The organism is Candidatus Neomarinimicrobiota bacterium (assembly GCA_021734025.1).
Classification (GTDB): Bacteria; Fidelibacterota; JAANXI01; order JAANXI01; family JAANXI01; genus JAANXI01.
Genome location: JAIPJS010000029.1, coordinates 19019 through 37186, shown reverse-complemented (window position 1 = coordinate 37186; position 18168 = coordinate 19019). Strand labels below are relative to the sequence as shown.

Sequence of the window (18168 nt, the reverse complement as noted above, 5' to 3'; positions counted from 1 at the left end):
CCTGGTCATGCACGTCCTGCGGGAGTTTCACGGACAGGTTGCGCAGTTTATGGGCAATGCACCGACCGCGCTTACTCTCGGGACAATACCGCGCAATGGCCGCATGGGCCCCTTTGTTGCCGTCGCTGACCACGAACAGAGGCTGTCGCAGGCCGCGCTTGACCATCTCCTCAAAGAACGTCTCCCACGCGGCCGTGCTCTCGCTTTGCACCGCCGCGAGATGCAGCAGGACTTTCGTTCCATCACTGCAAATCGCCCACGCCGCGAGGATGGCCTGATTCTGTGTATACGAGCGCACGGCTTCATAGACGCCATCGACAAAGAGATACACCACATCATACTGGGACAAGTCCCGCGCAATAAAGTCCTCGTATTCGGCGGTGAGCGCCTCCGTAATGCGACTGACACTGCTTCGGGAGACCAGGGGCGTGCCGTCGTCATCCACCAAGGTCGCTTCAATATCGCGCGTCGATAAGCCCCGGGTGTACATCTCAATGGTCAACTGGGCCAGCCGCTGATCGATCGCGTCTAACCGCTGCAACACCTGACTCTCGAAGGGGTGATCGGTCTCCCGCACCCGCGGTTTCTTAAGATCGAGCGTCCCGGCCGTCGTCTTGACCGAGACATCCTGGTACCCGTTCCGATAGCCCAGGGCCTGCGCGCCCTCGCTCCGCTCATACCAGTCTCGCTCCAACAACTCCGTGCGCTCCTGTTCCATCGTCTCCTGGAGAATCTGCTCCGTGCCGAGCTGCAGTAACTTGGTAAGAAAATCGTCCGTCTCGAGTTCGCCGTTGATTAACTGATCAACCATTTTGCGTTTCTGCTCGGAAGGTCGTACTTTTTTTGCCATTGGGTGTCACTCCTTTGTGGTTTTTATTCGTCATGTATTCAAAAATACAAACGGGGTGACACCTTCTCCATTTTTACACAAAGGTAGGGACATTACCCATGTGGCGTATTCCTCTTATCAATGACAGAATGCTAAAACCAGTAAATGCATTGGTTATTTTTCTTGCTTTGATAATAGGTTTTTCCATGATCTCATGCTCCAATCCGACGGATTCCGCATCCGATTCCGGGCCGAATACAGTGATAATGGAAAATACTTCGTATAATCCGGAGACCCTCACTGTGGAAATCGGAACCACTGTGACCTGGGAAAATAACGACAGTTACGCGCATACGGTTACCAGCGGAAGTCCCGGAAATCCTACGGACACCTTCGACAGCGGAAATATCGAAGCAGGGGAAAGCTACGAACGTACGTTTAATGAGACGGGAACGTTTAACTCTTACTGTACCCTCCATCCCGATAATATGACAGGGACGATTGAGGTTCAGGAAACTGTCAGTTCCGGCGCAAATGACGGTGGAAGCGGCAGCTATGGCAAGCGACACGTCTTATTTTGATAATACAGCCTGAATGAGCTTGATCCGGTCTTCCTTTATATTTTTGACAACATTTTTCATTTTCCGCGGTGCGTCCGACCCTATGAGCAAATGGATGCCGAGCGGTGGAGGACCTTCCTTGCGTACTTTCTCTATTTTCTTTTGAAACCATTGCAGTCCCCGGGAGGTATCATCGCGCCAGTGGTCAATTTGAAAGCCGGTTTCATGTAACAGATTCCGGACTTCTCTATGGGAAATCATATGGCTTAGCGAGGGGTCATCGGCCCACGGCACAGGAAGAATGACCGGTTGATTGTCGGCGAATATATCGTAAAAAGCCAATCGGCCGCCCGGTTTGAGCACACGGAATAGTTCACCGTAAAACTGTGCTTTATCTGCAATATTCATCTGGGTATGTATGGTAAGAACCTTTTCAAACTTCTCATCTTCAAAAGGCAGATCAAGGGCATCGCCGTGCCTGAAACGGATGCGACTACTGAATCCGCTGTCTTCAGTCAGTTTCCGGGCAAGTTTGCAGTAATCCTCCGTCACATCAACTCCGAACACCTCTGCATCATGTTTCGAAGCGATGTACCGACAGGCTCCTCCAAGTCCGCATCCCACATCCAGGACGCTGTCACCGGTTTGGATGGAAAGATGCTGTAACAGTTCTTCGGTCGATTCACGGCCACGGATATGAAATTCATCCACGACTGCCAGATCATCAACCGTCACCTGATCCGGATCTTTCCCTATCTCCATTAACCCCTGAACTATTCGGTCGTATATGCGGTTACTTCCATAGAATTCCTGAACTTCAGATGCAACTAATTGTGGCATAGATTCTCTCTCCTTTCGTCAATTTGGGTACTAGTCAATTCTTGTACTGATATTAAGAGACGGGAAGAACCGGGTCTAACACAATTCATTCAAATGATCGAAATAATCGTTCAATGGGAAGGCTAAAATGGGGTATATACAGTTATGTTAACTTACAATGTCCCGGTAGGACGAAGGCAGAAATCCGAAATAATTGCGAAAGCATTTTGAAAAATAGGAAGGATTGTTAAAACCGGTTTCGAACGCAATTTGAGATATATTTCCCGCGTCATTTTCGATTAACCGAACGGCTCTTCGTAACCGAGACTCCTGAATAAATTCAGTTGGGGTGCTGCCGGTAAGGGAGGAAATCTTCCGGTAAAATTGGGACTCGCTCATCCCCAATTCTTTGGTAATAAGCGAATTGGTTAAATTTTCCTTATTCCAGAGATTTTCCAGGGCTTCTCCCAGACGGGCGAGAAACTGTTCATCTTCGGCGTGGAATGTCATAATATCCTGGTGATCGGACAGATCTTTCAGTTCCTCCTTTTTATAAAGATTATTCACGCGCGATGAGGCAGCGATCTGTCCGGAATCAGCTGCGCGACAGAGACATTTGGCCAGATGAATGGCTTCTTTAAAAAAGCCTTTTTTCTCCGTGACCGGGTTGCCCGCAGTTAAACTGATGGACCATTGCCGTGCGTCTGTTTTATCGGATGGATGGGACAAATCAGAACTGCGATCTTTCACTTCCAATGCACAATCCACCGCGCAGGATGTTGTTGAAAAAGAAGCAATCCAGGTATCTTCATCATCCGTTTGCACTTTGCCGCCGTATTTTTGCGCTGTTTCTTCTACCACATCTTTCCACCGTCTTAAGTAATTATAGAAGCCCCTGTCCCCGAAATTGTATTTAAGGATTGCAGCGTTATGCAGGTGTATCACCATGATCGTACGAAATGCCGGTTCCCGCACCACCACAGTTCCCTCGCCGGTGTGTGCACTGTCTTCCGGATAGTGAATTCGTCCCAGGAAAGTTTTTACCAGAGAGCCATCCACCTCGATTATATTCCCCGGTACCATCCCGTGTGAATGTTTATGCAGTTCTTTTACTGCCTGTATTTCAGGCGCTTCGAACAGGCAAAAAGCTGTTCTCCGTTCCTTATCAAACCAGTATGTAAGTGCTCTGCAGTTAAATTGATCCTGTACTTCCAGATCCCTCTTATGGGCCTGCGCTACGTCCTCGGCGGTAATATCAGGCAGGTCATGCCGATCCATGACAATAGGCATGGCAGCCCCCTCCACTCTATGAATTCTGCAATTTGTTTCTTCCGGATTCAAAATGAAATTAGCTATCTTGCGGTACAATGGCAAAGATCGATGCAAAGATATCAGGTGGAGTTGAACTCTCGCCGTATGTGCACAGACCAATAGCTATCCAGATTACATCACCGACCTGATTGACTGCTGCTCCACCAGGGAATAGATACGGCCTGTTTGCGTACTTTAAGTGTGATCTAAAGGTCCCCCGGGGACACTCTAAAAGCCTGTAACCCCTATGGTTATGGGCTTTGAGGTTTTTACGTTAAACATACATCAGTCTTTCTGAAGATATGCTCTTAAATATTGATGCCATATTGTCATCGAAATTATCATGCTGCACTAAAGAAAATAGAGATTATTAACTTTGCAATTACCTTGGGGGAAATGCTCAACCCCCTAATTATACTTTTTCTACCTCGTATCATTCGGCTGCATGAGTCAGGTTTTCTTCTCCACCTATTTGATTCCATATTTTGACATTTGACCATATCGGAGCAGCCGCGATCTACTGGCTTAGACTCACCTTATTTAGCACAGACTGAACCAATGTCATTTCCACATGGCGGTAGTGACAGGAGGGGCATTTGTGGCAGTCATTGTTTCTGTGTGTTCATGCTCCATCATGGTCGTAACGATCTTCGGAAAGTTCGATTTCCCAATCGTCGGCGCATATATTCCTAGATGAGTGTATTATCCATACGATAGGAAGGATAATTAAAGAGAATTTTTATCACTTTATCCACAAGACAATCGGAAGATTTTTAAGTTAGCCATACCGGATGGTTCTCCCGAGTGTTGCCCTCATGTTCATCATCCTTCGACTGGTTGACAACCTATATGTTTTTCCCATGGAAAAAGCCAGCCAAGGCCTCTGTTTGGAATTCCCCGAAGGAGTTTTTAAGCTTTTTTCAATTATGGAATAAAAAATCATAACATTTTCGGGAGCAATGAAAAAATTGAAACGGTAGAGGAGGATTTATGAAGAAGCGATTGCTCAGGATCGCGTATGATATGACTTTGCTTATTGGCGGATTCCTGATCGCCGGTCTCTTGTTTTCCAATGTGCAGTGGCCAGAGATTAGTCTGGCCGCTGAAGAATATACACCTGTCGCCAACGCCCCCAAACCGGACGTAACAGGTAAGTCGGCTGACAGTCCGATTGCGGCATTAAATAATACGTTCGTCAATATTGCGGATCGAGTGACGCCCTCCGTAGTCACAATTAAGACGAAACGCGTTATAAAACAGCCGCAGATGCCGGCCCCAATGCGGCAGTTTTTTGATGATTTCTTTGAGCAACGGGACATGCGTAATACGGTACTTGGCTCCGGGGTTATCGTGAAAGAGAACGGGTACATTCTCACCAATAATCACGTGGTGGCCCGGGGGGAAGAAATCACTGTCAAACTCAATAACGGTAAAGAATATCAGGCCGAAGAAGTCCTGACCGATTCCCGTACGGATATTGCGGTGATCAAGATTGATGCTGAGGGGTTGGATGCTATCGAAATCGGAGATTCCTCGGAATTACGGGTCGGCGAATGGGTGCTGGCTCTTGGCAACCCCTTTGACGAGAATCTGCAGCATTCGGTGACGGCGGGCATCGTCTCGGCCAAAGGCCGGACTGACGTCTTTAGCCGGAGACAAGCAGGCGATCTCATTCAGAACTTTATCCAAACGGATGCGGCCATCAATCCCGGGAATTCCGGTGGTGCACTGGTCAATCTCTACGGCCAACTCGTCGGAATCAACACGGCGATCGCGTCCCGGAGTGGCGGGAATCAGGGCATCGGGTTTGCCGTTCCGATTAACATGGCAACCGATGTTATGAATGACCTGATCCAGCACGGGAAAGTAGTCCGGGGATATCTTGGCGTATATATGCAACCGGTTGATAACGAAATTGCAAAGGCCATGGGATTGGACCGTCCACATGGAGCGATGGTAAATAAAGTTGCTGAAGGAAGTCCCGCTGCAGAAGCCGGATTGAAGGTGAAAGACCTGATCACAGCCGTTGACGGGGACCCGATTCAAAATCCGGGGAATCTGCAGAGCCGAATTACTCAGATGGACCCCGGAGAACAACATAAATTGACGGTGATCCGGGATGGAGAGAAAAAGACACTGGCTGTGACGATTGACGAAGTACCTGAGGATATGGAACAGCAACAGGCCTCGGCACAGGCAGCGAAAAACTTCGGAATGACACTCCGGAATGTGACGCCAGAACTTGCCGACAAGTTCGACCTGCCGGTTCAGACGGGCGTTTTGGTCGCTGAAGTCCAGCGCGGATCTCAGGCTGCGGAAAAGAATATCCGCCAGGGCGATATTGTTACCCATGTCGGCCGGCAACATCCGGTAAAAACCGTAGCAGATTTCAAACAAGCCTTACGTGAATATGATCCGGGGGATTCCATCATCCTGCGCCTCATGCGGGGAGACAATCTATTCTTCGTCGGATTAACGATCCCTACCCAGGAGTAGGGTAAACCATCTCTTGCACCCCGGTCTCTGATATGGCCGGGGTGCTTCCACCCCATGAGAACATTTGATAACGCAGTCTTTTCGAGAAGTCCAAAATTAGAAAATGAAAAAGCCACTGGAATTTTGGAATAGATCCCAATGACTGCTATGTACAATAGAGGATTCATTTTCTGGATATCCTTTGTCGGTATCCTCGTAAGTTTGAGTTGTTAGATTTATCCGCGTAGTTTACAGAGCTTCTGGATAAAAATAGGCAATTAATTGCTCCATTGGCGTCTTGCCCTCGATCCCTTTATGCGGCTTAACCAAATTATACCAGTTCACCCACCGGCGCCGTTCCTGTTTCCGATGCGCAGACGAATTGAAGTGCGTCTGACCATGCCAGCCTTCCATGAGTGTCCGGAGCACGCGCTCGGCCTTGCCATTGGTCTGGGGGCGCCCCACTTGCGTAAACCGCTGCGAGATCTCGGCCTCAAGACAGACCTGCATAAACCCATGACTTTGTATTCAACATCTGAAGAACTATATCCCCCAAAATCTAAATAGAATTTGGGAAGGATGGGCAAAATGCAAAACTTCAGCTACACCTAAATTCCCATAGAATCCTTATGAGCTTGACCCGTCCGGAGCGGCAATCAAAATAGAATAGAACCAACAACATTTATACATTCCAATGCTTGGATTCCTTGTTATCAATATCACATTTATTATGTGTATGAGACGTATCAGGATAGAGAGAGTAGTCTGTTTACAGCTGGGGTGTGACTTGAAGGAAAATTTTTCTATTACTATTAGACTGCAAACATGGGTTTATACAACCATTCGTATTCCTACTCCCTCAAAAAGATGGTGGCACAGGCTGTTCCAATTTCATAACCTATATTGAAACTAAAACCCAAAATTCATCATTATCGGGGCATACCATGCCTTACTCCATTGCATCAATGAATCCCGAAATCCAGATTCAGACGTTGAATTATGCGGCGCGGCAAATATCCTCCGAACTGGATATGGAACGCCTGGTGATGAAATCCCTCGATACCGTCGCGGACTTCAGCAGTTCCACATATATCGGGATGTTTAGTATCAAGGAAGAGGAGGACCGGTATACATTGATCGGACTGTATCGGGACGGGGAGATTGAATATCCCGACGAAAAGGTGAAGACGCAAAATACCCTGTTAGAGAAGATCAGTGAAAAAAGTCAGATCTTCAAATTCCCACTGGATCCAGCCAGAAAATTCCCGTATCCCTCGGATACGGAGGATACGGAAATGTCCTGCCTGTGCCTGCCTCTCGTGGGTGCACACAACCAACACGTCGGCATTATCACCCTGGCGCTCCCGGAAGTTCCCGAAGAACTGATGGCGATTACCTCGCCGCTGCGGGTTTTATCGACAATCATCGCGGTCGCAACAGAAAACGCCCGTCTGTTTAACCTGGCTACCATAGATGGCCTCACCGGTCTGTACGTCCGCCGGTATTTTGATATCCGTCTCCGGGAGGAAGTCTCCCGGCTCACGCGGCAAGCGGGGAAAGTTGCAATATTGATCACCGACATCGATCACTTTAAACAGGTAAACGATACCCACGGACACCAAAAGGGAGACGAAGTTCTACGGGAGCTCGCCAACTTGTTCCAGGATACCGCCCGCCAGGATATCGATATCATCTGCCGATACGGCGGCGAAGAGTTTGTCATCATCATGCCGGATACCGGGGTAGAAGGCGCCAAAGTTTTCTCTGAGCGACTCCGGAAAAAGTGTGAGCACCATCCATTCCCGGGAAATGATACCCCTCTCTCCATCACATTCAGTGGCGGGATCGCCGCAACCGATAATGAGAACCTTCTCGACACGGATGAACTGGTGCGCCGGGCGGATAAGAAACTGTACGAAGCAAAAGAGGCGGGGCGGAATCAAATCAAGGCGTGGGAAGAATGATATTATCGGCAGAGTATTGTTCTTCCTTATAAATATTTTTATCCGACATACTTACATAACCTGAATAATTCAGGCTAAAGGCTCACTCTTTACAAACAGCTGGTGCAAACCCACGAAAAATGATTACATCATCCACTCCGCAACCCGGTTCAAGGGTTGGAAGATAATGCATTTTGAGTATTTCGGAGAGGTCGGCTGGCGATATTGATCAATTATTTTTGTAACGAATGAGGGGAAGGATTTCAAAAGTATGAAACGTAGTATTCTTGTATTATTTACGTTACCGGTACTGCTGAACGCATGTGTAAACTCCGATCCGGGATCTGAGATATCCCGAATACAGATCTCCGAAAACGGCCGGTTTTTTATCCAGGAGGACGGCGAACCGTTTTTCTGGTTGGGCGATACCGGCTGGCTGCTGTTTAAAAAGCTCGACCGGGACGAAATAATCCGGTACCTGGATAACAGACAGGAGAACGGGTTCAACGTTATTCAGGTGATGGTGCTTCATAGCGTGTCCGATGCTATAAACGCTTATGGTGATTCAGCGTTAATCGATAATAATGTGGCCAGACCACGTGTTACTGAAGGAAACGATCCGGATGATCCGGCGGAATACGACTACTGGGATCACGTGGATTTTGTGGTGAAAGAAGCGGCCAGAAGAGATATCCACGTGGGAATGGTGCTCGTCTGGGGTTCCAACGTCCGCGCCGGCCATGTTGCCAAAGATGAGGCCAGAGATTATGCACGTTTCCTGGCAAACCGATACAAGGATAACCCCAATATTATCTGGCTGAACGGCGGCGATACGCGTGGGGATGAGAACACCGAGATTTGGAATATCATTGGAAAGACCCTGCACGACCATGATCCCAATCATCTGGTGACATTTCATCCGTATGGAAGAACGCAGTCCTCCATGTGGTTTCACGACTCAACCTGGCTGGACTTTAATATGTTTCAGTCCGGACACCGCAGATACGACCAGGACGACACAGCACTGGGCTACGGCGAGGACAGCTGGCGCTATGTACGCACCGATTACCGGAAGCGCCCGGTGAAGCCCACTGTCGATGGTGAACCGTCGTACGAGGGAATTCCTGAAGGATTGCACAACACGACCCAGCCATACTGGGACGCCGCAGATGCGCGGCGCTACGCACACTGGGGCGTATTCGCCGGTGCGGCGGGACATACCTACGGACACAGCGCCGTAATGCAGATGTACATGCCGTCCGACGAGGAGCCGGCCTACGGCGCCCGGGAATATTGGTGCGAAGCCATCGATGATACCGGTGCAGCTCAGATGCAGCATCTGAAAAACCTGATGCTGTCGCGTCCGTATCCGGAGCGGGTGCCGGATCAGTCTTTGGTCGCAGGCCAAAATGGGGAGAAATATGATTACGTTATCGCCACCCGTGGAAAGGATTATGCTTTCCTGTATACCTACACCGGGCGGAATTTTACAGTGAATATGGGGAAAATTGCCGGTGATCGGGTGAAGGCCTCGTGGTACGATCCCAGGAATGGAGAAATCAGTGAACTCGGCGAGTACGAAAACGCCGGTGAACAGGAATTTAATCCTCCGGAAGAAAAACAGCCGGGAAACGATTGGGTGTTGGTTCTTGATAGTATATAATTGAGGAAAGCGCTGAAGAATTCCCGATACCGGCAGAGTCGTGTTGCAGGGCTCTTCTGTGCGGGGTGGGAGTCTGTCTGTTCACAACTGTTTTCTCAATTTCACCATCCCTATATTACCTGACTATCTTTTGGGTAACGTCCGGAAGCGGTAGATAGAATTATGCCAGGTACTTCACATAAAATATTCGGCGTCGGACTCCAGCGGACCGGCACTACATCCCTGGACCGGGCACTCCAGATCCTGGGCTATCGTGCCATCCACGGGCCCTATGAACTTATACACGGGCTGGACAGTGAATTGCTGAACCAATACGATGCCTTCACCGATAATCCGGTGCCACTCCTGTATCAGGAGCTGGATCGTGCATATCCTGGCAGTAAGTTCATACTCACTGTGCGACCTTTGGAAGACTGGCTTGGAAGTGTGGAATGGCTTTTTACCCAAGGATACTCGACGTATCAGCGGGAGAAATTTCCGGAGATTCATCAGATTCATGAAGCCATTTACGGGCGTAAAATGTTTGACCGGGAAGTCTTTGCTGAAACCTGGCGTCGGCACAGGGAGGAGGTTCAAAATTATTTTCAGGACCGGCCGGGAGATCTTCTTGTTCTGGACCTTCATGAAAATTTTAATTGGGAGACGCTCTGTCCTTTTTTAGAGACGGAGATTCCAAACCAGAGAATTCCTCACCGCCACAAGGGGACAACAGTGCTTGGATGGAGTTCCCGGCTGAAGAATATGCTGTTTAAGGCAATATCTAAGATAGTCCCGATCGGGAGATGGTTATCATCCCGGCGCTCATCAACAAAGTAATATTCCATGGAATTTCTCAGACAATCCTCACCGGAAGACAGAGAAGATTTACACCAATCCCTATCAGATTATGACGCCGACGAAAGAACTCCTGAGAGGAATAAGCCGAATACTGATGGAGGGGTTACCCCCTTGGAGAAGCGCCCCGGACTCATGTGGTGGATTCGGCTGGTGGCCGGAATTCTACTGGTGGTCGTCATCGCCGCATTTGTCTGGCGCCAACGGGACCAGATCATCCGGCTGTCGGATATGGATTTCCGATTCTTCCTGGCGGTATTGCCTCTTCTGGCACTTCGATTATCGCTTATGAAACACAGATGGGGATACACGCTTCGGGAAGTCGGACGGGTGCAGGCTTCCTCCCGGCAAGTTTGGCGGTCACTGTTCGGAAGTATTACTCTGGGATTAATTACTCCCGGCCGCATCGGGGAATTGGTTATGGGCATTTTTTTTCCGCACGAGGATTTTTGGAACGTCAACAGCGCTAGCATAATCGATAAGGGATTCGGTCATCTGATAGCCTATGTGATTGGGGCGATCACTCTGTTGGTCCTTGGCCTGGAATTACTCCCAATTTCCGGAGCTACCCGGGTTATTTTTTATGTGTTGATGGGAGTAATCCTGGCTCTGATACTGGTTTTTGTTTATGATCCGGCAATTTTTGCTAAACTTCTTAAACGAGTATCCCGGATTTTCCCGGGGAAAATCCGGCAGGCGCTGGAGCCGCTGACCCGGCAGCTGACCGATCTGAATCCCGTGCAAGTGGGAGCCCTGCTCCTCATGTCCCTCGCGATTAAACTGATAGTCTATTTAGAGATGTATTTGTTGCTCAGGACATTTGGGCCGGCGCCGTTTGTTCGGGGATTTCTCGCATTTGGAGCCGCCCAAATGGTGGCCAGAACGTTGCCACTGACCTTTGCCAATCTGGGGATCCAGGAGGGGAGCCGGATCCTGTTTTTCAATCTCATTGGGGTTTCAAGTGCTATCACTCTGAATGCCTCGCTGTTGTTGTTTGGAATTAATGTGCTGCTTCCGGGGATTGTGGGCTATCGGTTCATCCCGGTGCGAAAGGGAGCCCGGAAGGGAGCTGAGGAGGAGTAACTCCCATGTTGATCCATCGTTCCTTAATACCAGAGAAATCGAATGGTGGAAATAAACTACAGGGAACTCACCCAGGATTTCCAGGCGGGATCCCGTCTGAACCCAGTCTCTGGACGGAGACATACAAGGCAGGGTTATGAACCCAGGGACTCCAAATCATCTCCTCACTCCAGGGGAGTTATACACACAGGTTTGACGAAATATTAATGTCGATGAGCGATTTTTGCCTATAACGATCGATATCATATGAATAACAAAACCAAAAAAAAAACGACAATTCAGTAGAGTAATCCATGGCTTATGATAAAGGTTTGGCAGAGCGCGTTCGATCTGAAATACGGGAATACCCACAGCACGAGGAGAAAAAGATGTTCGGCGGCATCGGATTTCTGATGCACGGGAACATGGCGTGTGGCGTCCATGGGACGGATTTGATTGTGCGGGTCGGCCCGGATAGATACAAAGAATCACTGGCGGCTGATCAGACAAAAGAATTTGACATGACCGGCAGACCGATGACCGGATGGATTGTAGTCATGCCGGCGGGCTACGCGGAGGATAAGTCGTTGCGCTCCTGGATCAGCCATGGGGTGGATTACGCGCTCTCACTGCCGCCGAAATAGGCAGGAGCCGCAACCTCCTCACCATCAGGTGGCAGGATTTTCGTGTTGATTATTTAATGTTCTGCCGGATTTAGAACTGGTTTCTTTTATGAGGTTATCACTGACGATAAGCAAAAAGGGATAAAACAATGCGAAATTTAATCGTGTGTGCGGACGGGACCTGGAATACGCCGGATCAAGAGGAAAGCGGTGTGCCAATTCCAACGAATGTGGTCCGGATATTTAACAGCCTTGCTGATGTGGACGATAATGGAAATGATCAGCTGAAGTATTATCATCCCGGTGTGGGGACAGAAGGCAGCTGGTGGGACAAGGTGAAGGGCGGAAGCGTGGGAGAGGGGCTGAGTAAGAACATCATGAGCGGATACCGGTGGTTGGGCGGACATTATCGTAGCGGTGATCGGATATATCTGTTCGGTTTTAGTCGTGGCGCTTATACGGTACGGAGCCTCGGCGGGATGATTTCGCAGTGTGGGCTTTTGGATTTGACCGGGATCCCGGACAATGAAGTCTGGACACGTGTGGAAAAGGCTTACAAGTTCGGATACCGGGAAAAGCAATCGCAATCCGAGTGGGCCGGAAACTGGAATTTCCATGCGGACAATGATGGGGATGGCCGTGTTCCCATTTACTTTATCGGGGTATGGGATACGGTGGGAGCACTGGGAATTCCTGATGACCTGGCGATACTGAATTTTTTTGACGATCGTGACGATTACTTGTTTCACAATACGAAGTTGGGGGATACCATCGTAAATGCCCGGCACGCGGTAGCCCTGGATGAAATCCGTGCGAGTTTCACCCCAACCTTATGGGATGAATCAGGCTCGGATGTCGACGTCAAGCAGGTGTGGTTCAGCGGAGTCCACTCCGACGTGGGAGGCGGCTACCCGGAGATTGGATTGTCAAATATCGCATTGCAATGGATGATTGACGAGGCTTCGGAACAAGGCCTCAATTTTCTGCCGGATATGGTTTCCCAGATTAATCCTGATCCCAGGGATGTGCTGCACGATTCTTACCGTGGCGCATTTAGCCTGCTCAGATCACAGCCCCGGAGTGCTCCTCAAATATCCGGGAAGAACCCTGCCGTGCATGAGTCGGTGATTGACCGGCGGGACACCCCACCGATTGCCCAGGCGCCCTACCGGAAAACCCGGACGGTTCCGGATAATGGCGAAGGCATCGAGCTGGTGGTGTACGCGGATCAGCCATGGAATCACACCAGAGTTTATCTGAAAGCGGGCGTGGAATATAAATTGGAAGCGGCAGGGGAATGGGTCGACCGTACGATTACCTGTGGCCCCGGTGGGGCGCATGACGGCAAATTCCAACCGGCGGAGATCGCACATCTCCTCGGGACGCTCTGGGGTAAGGCGGAGACACTGTTCCGCAACATCACCGGGAACCGGGAGGCCGAATTTATGGGTACCCGGCGGTACGAGAAGTATCCCTGGTTTTCGCTGGTCGGCGTTGTCGGCGATGGCGGGAATCCGACTGGGGACGGGACACCGGAGCCGCACAGCCATTTTCTCATCGGCGATGGCACCACTTTTACGCCGGCAACTTCCGGCTATCTGTATTGTTTTGCCAACGATGCCTGGAATTTTTACGGCAATAACCGGGGGAGTGTCCGGTTGCGGATTGCTCGATAATAATGTGGGGGATATTGTGGACCGTGGGTAAGATGCCGTGCAATTCGAACAATTCCGTTGAATACAAAGTAAGCCGTACGTAAAATAATGTCCGTCGTGTTCCCGTAATAAAAAGGACGCTGTATGACCACTGACAAAGGCTGGATTATCGCAGCACTGATTGTGTTCGGCATCGGATTTTACGCATTTGCCAACGGGATCCAGGTCTTTTTGAATCGAAATTTCCGGGCACCATTTTCGGGAAAACCGGTGGAAGGGAGTTTTGCCCTGCTTACCGGATTCGTCATGATAGTTGCCGGCGTCCTGGCTGTCGGATATTCCGGGTATGTATTCTGGACACGAATTATCATGTTCCTATAGGGTTGGCCCTACAGGATGCCGGATTGAAATTTTCCTGTGAAACAGGTTTTCGGAGGTATGACAATGTTTCGTATTAATCTCCCGCTCATAATGATGTTAGCCGCCGTATCAATTGTAGTCTCCTGCGGTTCTCCGTCCGTCGCTGAAAACAGGGCCGGAGCAAAGGAACTTCTCAAAACTGATCGGAACTTTTCGGAATTTTCCGTCCGGCACGGGTCGGCGGATGCTTTCCGGAAATACCTGGCCCCGGACGCACTCCTGCTCCCGGCCGGTGCAAACCCTATACGGGGACGGGATTCCATTTACGCCTCAATGGAGGGGGATACTGTAGGAGTACTCTCATGGACTCCGCGGGAGGCGGAGGTGGCACAATCAGGTGAAATGGGCTATACCTGGGGTGAATATATGTATGAGTATCCGAAACAGGACGGCACCGCCGGCCGATCTCATGGGAAATATTTAAATGTCTGGAAAAAGCAGTCAGATGGAACCTGGAGGGTGTTCATTGATATTGGCAATCAAAGTCCGGTGCCAACAGGAGGCGCGGACAAATAGCACAAACTAATATCGCAGTTTATACCGGGAAAATTTCTATATCTAAGTAAGGAGAAGACTGAATGAACTCACAATTTGAGCAGTATCCGGCAAAATTAACGGTCGATTATTCGGAGACATCCAATAAAGTCACCGTCTTTTTCCGGCTGATACTGGCGATCCCGATTTTGATCCTCCTGGGGCTCATACTGGGAAGCGGTGACAGCGATCCGAACACCGCCGATACCATCATTTATTTTGGGACCCCGGGAATTCTGTTTCTCCCGGCAATGGTGATGATCCTGTTCCGTCGAAAATATCCCAGGTGGTGGTTCGACTGGAACCTGGAGTTTGTCCGATTCACCGCCCGGATCGGTGCGTATCTGTTGCTTCTCCGGGATGAATATCCCTCCACAGATGAGGAACAATCGGTACACATTTCCATCCCGTATCCGAACGTCGACCAGGATCTGGACCAGTGGCTCCCACTGGTGAAATGGCTCCTGGCTATCCCGCATCTTGTGGTGCTGGCAATCCTCTGGGTGGCGGTAATTCTCTGCTCGGTATTTGCCTGGTTTGTTATCTTGTTCACCGGCCAATATCCCAGAGATCTGTTTAACTTCGTGGTCGGCGTCCTGCGATGGACGCTCCGGGTGGAAGCCTACGCTTTCCTGCTTACCACAGATGTCTATCCGCCGTTCTCACTACAGGAATGATAGAGGGAATCCGACCGTCACCGGAAATACATCGTCTGGGCAATATCCGACGGCAGGTGAGGAGAGGATTGAATTACAGGTGCAACCGGAGGAGGTGCAACACCGCAATCCTGTTGTGCTACATGAGTGCTCTGATTATCTCACCATTCAGAAAACCACGTGTATGAACACGTGGATGAATGGTTTTCTGGGCGGGATTCCGCCCCGACTCCGCCGAATGGCGAAGTCAAAGCAGGATCCCCGGCTGTAAAGCCGGGGGACTCCATTGTATTATCTGTTGACAAAGGATAGCTAAATTAATGATGATTTTGACAAGTGTAGTTTTTGGGGAAACTCAGTGTCTGAGCACCCGGATAGAATCCACTGAGTAATGTTTCTGCAAAAGGCATATTAGAAAAGACCATGAATATTTGAAGAAGTGCGAGTTCTGAGTTTCCTTGAATTTTTCGTCCCTTTTGTTTTAAGACAAAAGGGACAACAAAACAGGAAAGGTGTTTTCACCGATATTGAGTTTATGGTTAACTCGCTAATTCCCTGGGGCTTGCCCCAGGGAGGTTCATCCTTAACTCGTTGTTAGTAGCCATTACAAACAACTAACGGAGAAATTACGCGATGAAAGCGTCCGATACATTTCTTGCGGAGTTTTTCAGGAAAGAATCCGCCGGAGGAATCGTTCTCATCATTGCCACCGTCTTGGCAATGATTCTGGCAAATACGCCGTTTCAAACTATCTACATCGCCCTGATCGAAACACCGGTTACAGTGCGTATCGGCGCACTGGAAATCGCCAAACCGCTCCTGCTCTGGATTAACGACGGATTGATGGCGGTATTCTTTTTTCTGGTGGGACTGGAGCTCAAGCGGGAGCTGCTGGAAGGGCACCTTTCCAGTCGCCGGCAGGTGATATTGCCAGCGATTGGCGCCGTCGGCGGCATGGCTATCCCGGCGCTGATTTATGTATTTTTTAACGCTGGTGATTCGGTTGCGCTGCAGGGATGGGCCATACCGGCTGCCACAGATATCGCCTTTGCCCTCGGGATTCTATCCCTCCTCGGCAGCCGTGTCCCGGTGGGGCTCAAAGTCTTTCTTACCTCGGTAGCCATCTTTGATGATATCGGGGCAATTGTCATCATTGCGCTGTTTTATACCGCAAAAATATCCCTGGGAGCCCTGCTGGTGGTTCTGTGCTGTATCCCCGTATTATTTTTTCTGAATAAAAAACGGGTGGAGTCCCGGGCAGTCTATCTCTTTTTTGGGATTATCATGTGGGTGGCCATGCTCAAATCCGGCGTTCACGCCACACTGACCGGCGTCATCCTCGCACTGTTTATTCCAATGAAATCCGGGCGGGAACCGGGATTTTCTCCATTGAAGGAGCTGGAGCACGACCTGCACAGTCTCGTTGCATTTATCATCCTGCCGGTCTTTGCCTTTGCCAATGCCGGCGTTCCTTTGACAGGAGTGGGGATTGATCAACTCGTCCACGGTGTACCTGTCGGGATTGCGCTCGGACTTTTCGCCGGGAAACAGATTGGAATATTCGGTTTCAGCGTTTTGGCGATAAAAGCTGGAGCCGCAAACCTGCCCGAGGGAGTGTCCTGGAAGGCGCTCTACGGAACGGCGGCCCTGTGCGGCATCGGGTTTACCATGAGCCTGTTTATCGGTTCCCTAGCATTCGAGGAGTCCGGTGTCAACCTGTTGTTCGATGAACGCCTGGGTATTCTCATCGGATCCCTTGCATCCGGTATAGTCGGATATATAATTATTCGGAGCGCCCTGGGTCAGGATAACAGGTCAGCGTAAGTTGAAAATAAATGGGCCCGAGTGGCGCCGAAATCTGCGGCTTTCACGCCGGGCCGGTACATCGGCCTGGTTTTGGAATAAACCATAGCGAAGGAGGTGTGGAGGTGGCTGAGAACAGGGATGCTCCATTTCGTAGTGAACTCCGGAATACCGCGAGTACGCGAGCCGGATTTGTGCTCGCAGTCTCAACGGCTGTGATCACTCTTATTACCTTTGCGATTGCGGTAGCTACGCCGCCGCTGTCCGGCCCGTTTTGTCAAGGGAATTGTTTTGACTATCCCTATCTGGATATTCTCTCCCGGTTTCCCAGAGATTATTACTGGATGTATCCGGCGATGTTGTTGATGCTCGTTTTCGTCGGTTTTGTTGTGGCAATTCATAGCAGTACACCGGTGGAGAGGCGCTTTTTCAGTTTGACCGGGGTGGCCTTTGCTGTGATGGCATCCGGAATTCTGTTTACGAACTATTTCGTACAGGTGTCGGTAATCCAGCCCAGTCTCCTTGCGGGAGAAACAGACGGAATTGCGCTATTAACCCAGTACAATCCTCACGGGCTGTTCATCGCGCTGGAGGAAGTGGGGTATATCGCGATGGCAGTGGCACTGTTTGCTACTGCACCGGTCTTTGCCGGGAACAGAGTAGCAAATGCAGTCCGGTGGATATTCGTCGCGAATTTCGCCATCGTAGTCATCGCATTTATCCTGATATCGGCGATCCATGGTATCCACCGGGAGTATATCTTTGAGGTAGCGGTAATTTCGGTGAATTTTTTAACACTGATTATTGGCGGGGTTTTGGTGAGCCGCCTGTATAAGCGGGCGCTTACGGCGCTGGAACAGACTTCCCCGAAAGCGGGAGCAGGCGTCGGGTAATGGTGTACATCCTATCCGGCGATTCCTTACATTAATCACGTTGAAAAGAATTGGCACCAAGAGGAAACCACAGTCACTGTGAAACCGA

General features: G+C 49.9%; 17 protein-coding genes. 13 read left to right on the top strand and 4 right to left on the bottom strand.

All coding sequences use genetic code 11. From position 1 onward, the window contains the following. Window positions 1-850 (bottom strand): transposase (locus K9N57_17320; GenBank protein ID MCF7805941.1); only part of this gene is annotated, 850 nt, incomplete at its 3' end. 185 nt (window positions 851-1035) lie between these two features. Here K9N57_17320 and K9N57_17315 point away from each other — a divergent pair. Further along, a complete protein-coding gene (locus K9N57_17315; protein MCF7805940.1) occupies window positions 1036-1410 on the top strand; it encodes a cupredoxin domain-containing protein in 375 nt (124 codons plus the stop codon). Here K9N57_17315 and K9N57_17310 read toward each other — a convergent pair. Beyond that, the gene (locus K9N57_17310; protein ID MCF7805939.1) at window positions 1402-2229 is read right to left on the bottom strand and encodes a class I SAM-dependent methyltransferase; all 828 of its coding nucleotides are present in this window, start codon (window positions 2227-2229) and stop codon (window positions 1402-1404) included. The two genes, K9N57_17315 and K9N57_17310, sit on opposite strands and share 9 nt — an antisense overlap. A gap of 147 nt (window positions 2230-2376) precedes the next feature. Continuing rightward, window positions 2377-3498, bottom strand: coding sequence for a DUF4242 domain-containing protein (locus K9N57_17305; GenBank protein ID MCF7805938.1), 1122 nt, complete (start codon window positions 3496-3498; stop codon window positions 2377-2379). Between the two features lie 1011 nt (window positions 3499-4509). On the opposite strand from K9N57_17305, the gene K9N57_17300 reads away from it, so the two are divergent. Further along, complete coding sequence (locus tag K9N57_17300; GenBank protein ID MCF7805937.1) at window positions 4510-6015, top strand: DegQ family serine endoprotease; 1506 nt, start codon at window positions 4510-4512, stop codon at window positions 6013-6015. 228 nt (window positions 6016-6243) lie between these two features. On the opposite strand, the gene K9N57_17295 is transcribed toward K9N57_17300, so the two are convergent. After that, window positions 6244-6504, bottom strand: a complete 261-nt coding sequence (locus K9N57_17295) for an integrase core domain-containing protein (GenBank protein ID MCF7805936.1) — start codon at window positions 6502-6504, stop codon at window positions 6244-6246. A 434-nt stretch (window positions 6505-6938) separates the two neighbouring features. Here K9N57_17295 and K9N57_17290 point away from each other — a divergent pair, with 434 nt between their 5' ends. From K9N57_17290 to K9N57_17240, 11 genes are all read left to right on the top strand, one after another. After that, window positions 6939-7958: a GGDEF domain-containing protein gene (locus tag K9N57_17290; GenBank protein ID MCF7805935.1), complete on the top strand. Its 1020-nt coding sequence runs from the start codon at window positions 6939-6941 to the stop codon at window positions 7956-7958. Window positions 7959-8208: 250 nt separating this feature from the next. After that, window positions 8209-9600 carry a glycoside hydrolase family 140 protein gene (locus K9N57_17285; GenBank protein ID MCF7805934.1) on the top strand — a complete coding sequence of 464 codons (1392 nt, stop codon included), beginning with the start codon at window positions 8209-8211 and terminating at the stop codon, window positions 9598-9600. A gap of 162 nt (window positions 9601-9762) precedes the next feature. Beyond that, window positions 9763-10416 carry a hypothetical protein gene (locus tag K9N57_17280; protein MCF7805933.1) on the top strand — a complete coding sequence of 218 codons (654 nt, stop codon included), beginning with the start codon at window positions 9763-9765 and terminating at the stop codon, window positions 10414-10416. A 6-nt stretch (window positions 10417-10422) separates the two neighbouring features. Beyond that, window positions 10423-11517, top strand: a complete 1095-nt coding sequence (locus K9N57_17275) for a flippase-like domain-containing protein (GenBank protein MCF7805932.1) — start codon at window positions 10423-10425, stop codon at window positions 11515-11517. 293 nt (window positions 11518-11810) lie between these two features. Next, the gene (locus tag K9N57_17270) at window positions 11811-12140 is read left to right on the top strand and encodes a TfoX/Sxy family protein (GenBank protein MCF7805931.1); all 330 of its coding nucleotides are present in this window, start codon (window positions 11811-11813) and stop codon (window positions 12138-12140) included. A 128-nt stretch (window positions 12141-12268) separates the two neighbouring features. Then, window positions 12269-13795 (top strand): DUF2235 domain-containing protein, encoded by a 1527-nt coding sequence (locus K9N57_17265; GenBank protein MCF7805930.1) that lies wholly within the window; start codon window positions 12269-12271, stop codon window positions 13793-13795. A gap of 123 nt (window positions 13796-13918) precedes the next feature. Beyond that, on the top strand, window positions 13919-14155 hold the full coding sequence (locus tag K9N57_17260; protein MCF7805929.1) for a hypothetical protein: 237 nt from the start codon (window positions 13919-13921) through the stop codon (window positions 14153-14155). A 63-nt stretch (window positions 14156-14218) separates the two neighbouring features. Beyond that, window positions 14219-14710, top strand: coding sequence for a nuclear transport factor 2 family protein (locus K9N57_17255; GenBank protein MCF7805928.1), 492 nt, complete (start codon window positions 14219-14221; stop codon window positions 14708-14710). A 62-nt stretch (window positions 14711-14772) separates the two neighbouring features. After that, complete coding sequence (locus tag K9N57_17250) at window positions 14773-15405, top strand: DUF4389 domain-containing protein (protein MCF7805927.1); 633 nt, start codon at window positions 14773-14775, stop codon at window positions 15403-15405. 612 nt (window positions 15406-16017) lie between these two features. Then, window positions 16018-17208: a Na+/H+ antiporter NhaA gene (nhaA, locus tag K9N57_17245; GenBank protein MCF7805926.1), complete on the top strand. Its 1191-nt coding sequence runs from the start codon at window positions 16018-16020 to the stop codon at window positions 17206-17208. A 104-nt stretch (window positions 17209-17312) separates the two neighbouring features. Next, window positions 17313-18080, top strand: coding sequence for a hypothetical protein (locus tag K9N57_17240; GenBank protein MCF7805925.1), 768 nt, complete (start codon window positions 17313-17315; stop codon window positions 18078-18080). Window positions 18081-18168 lie beyond the last annotated feature (88 nt).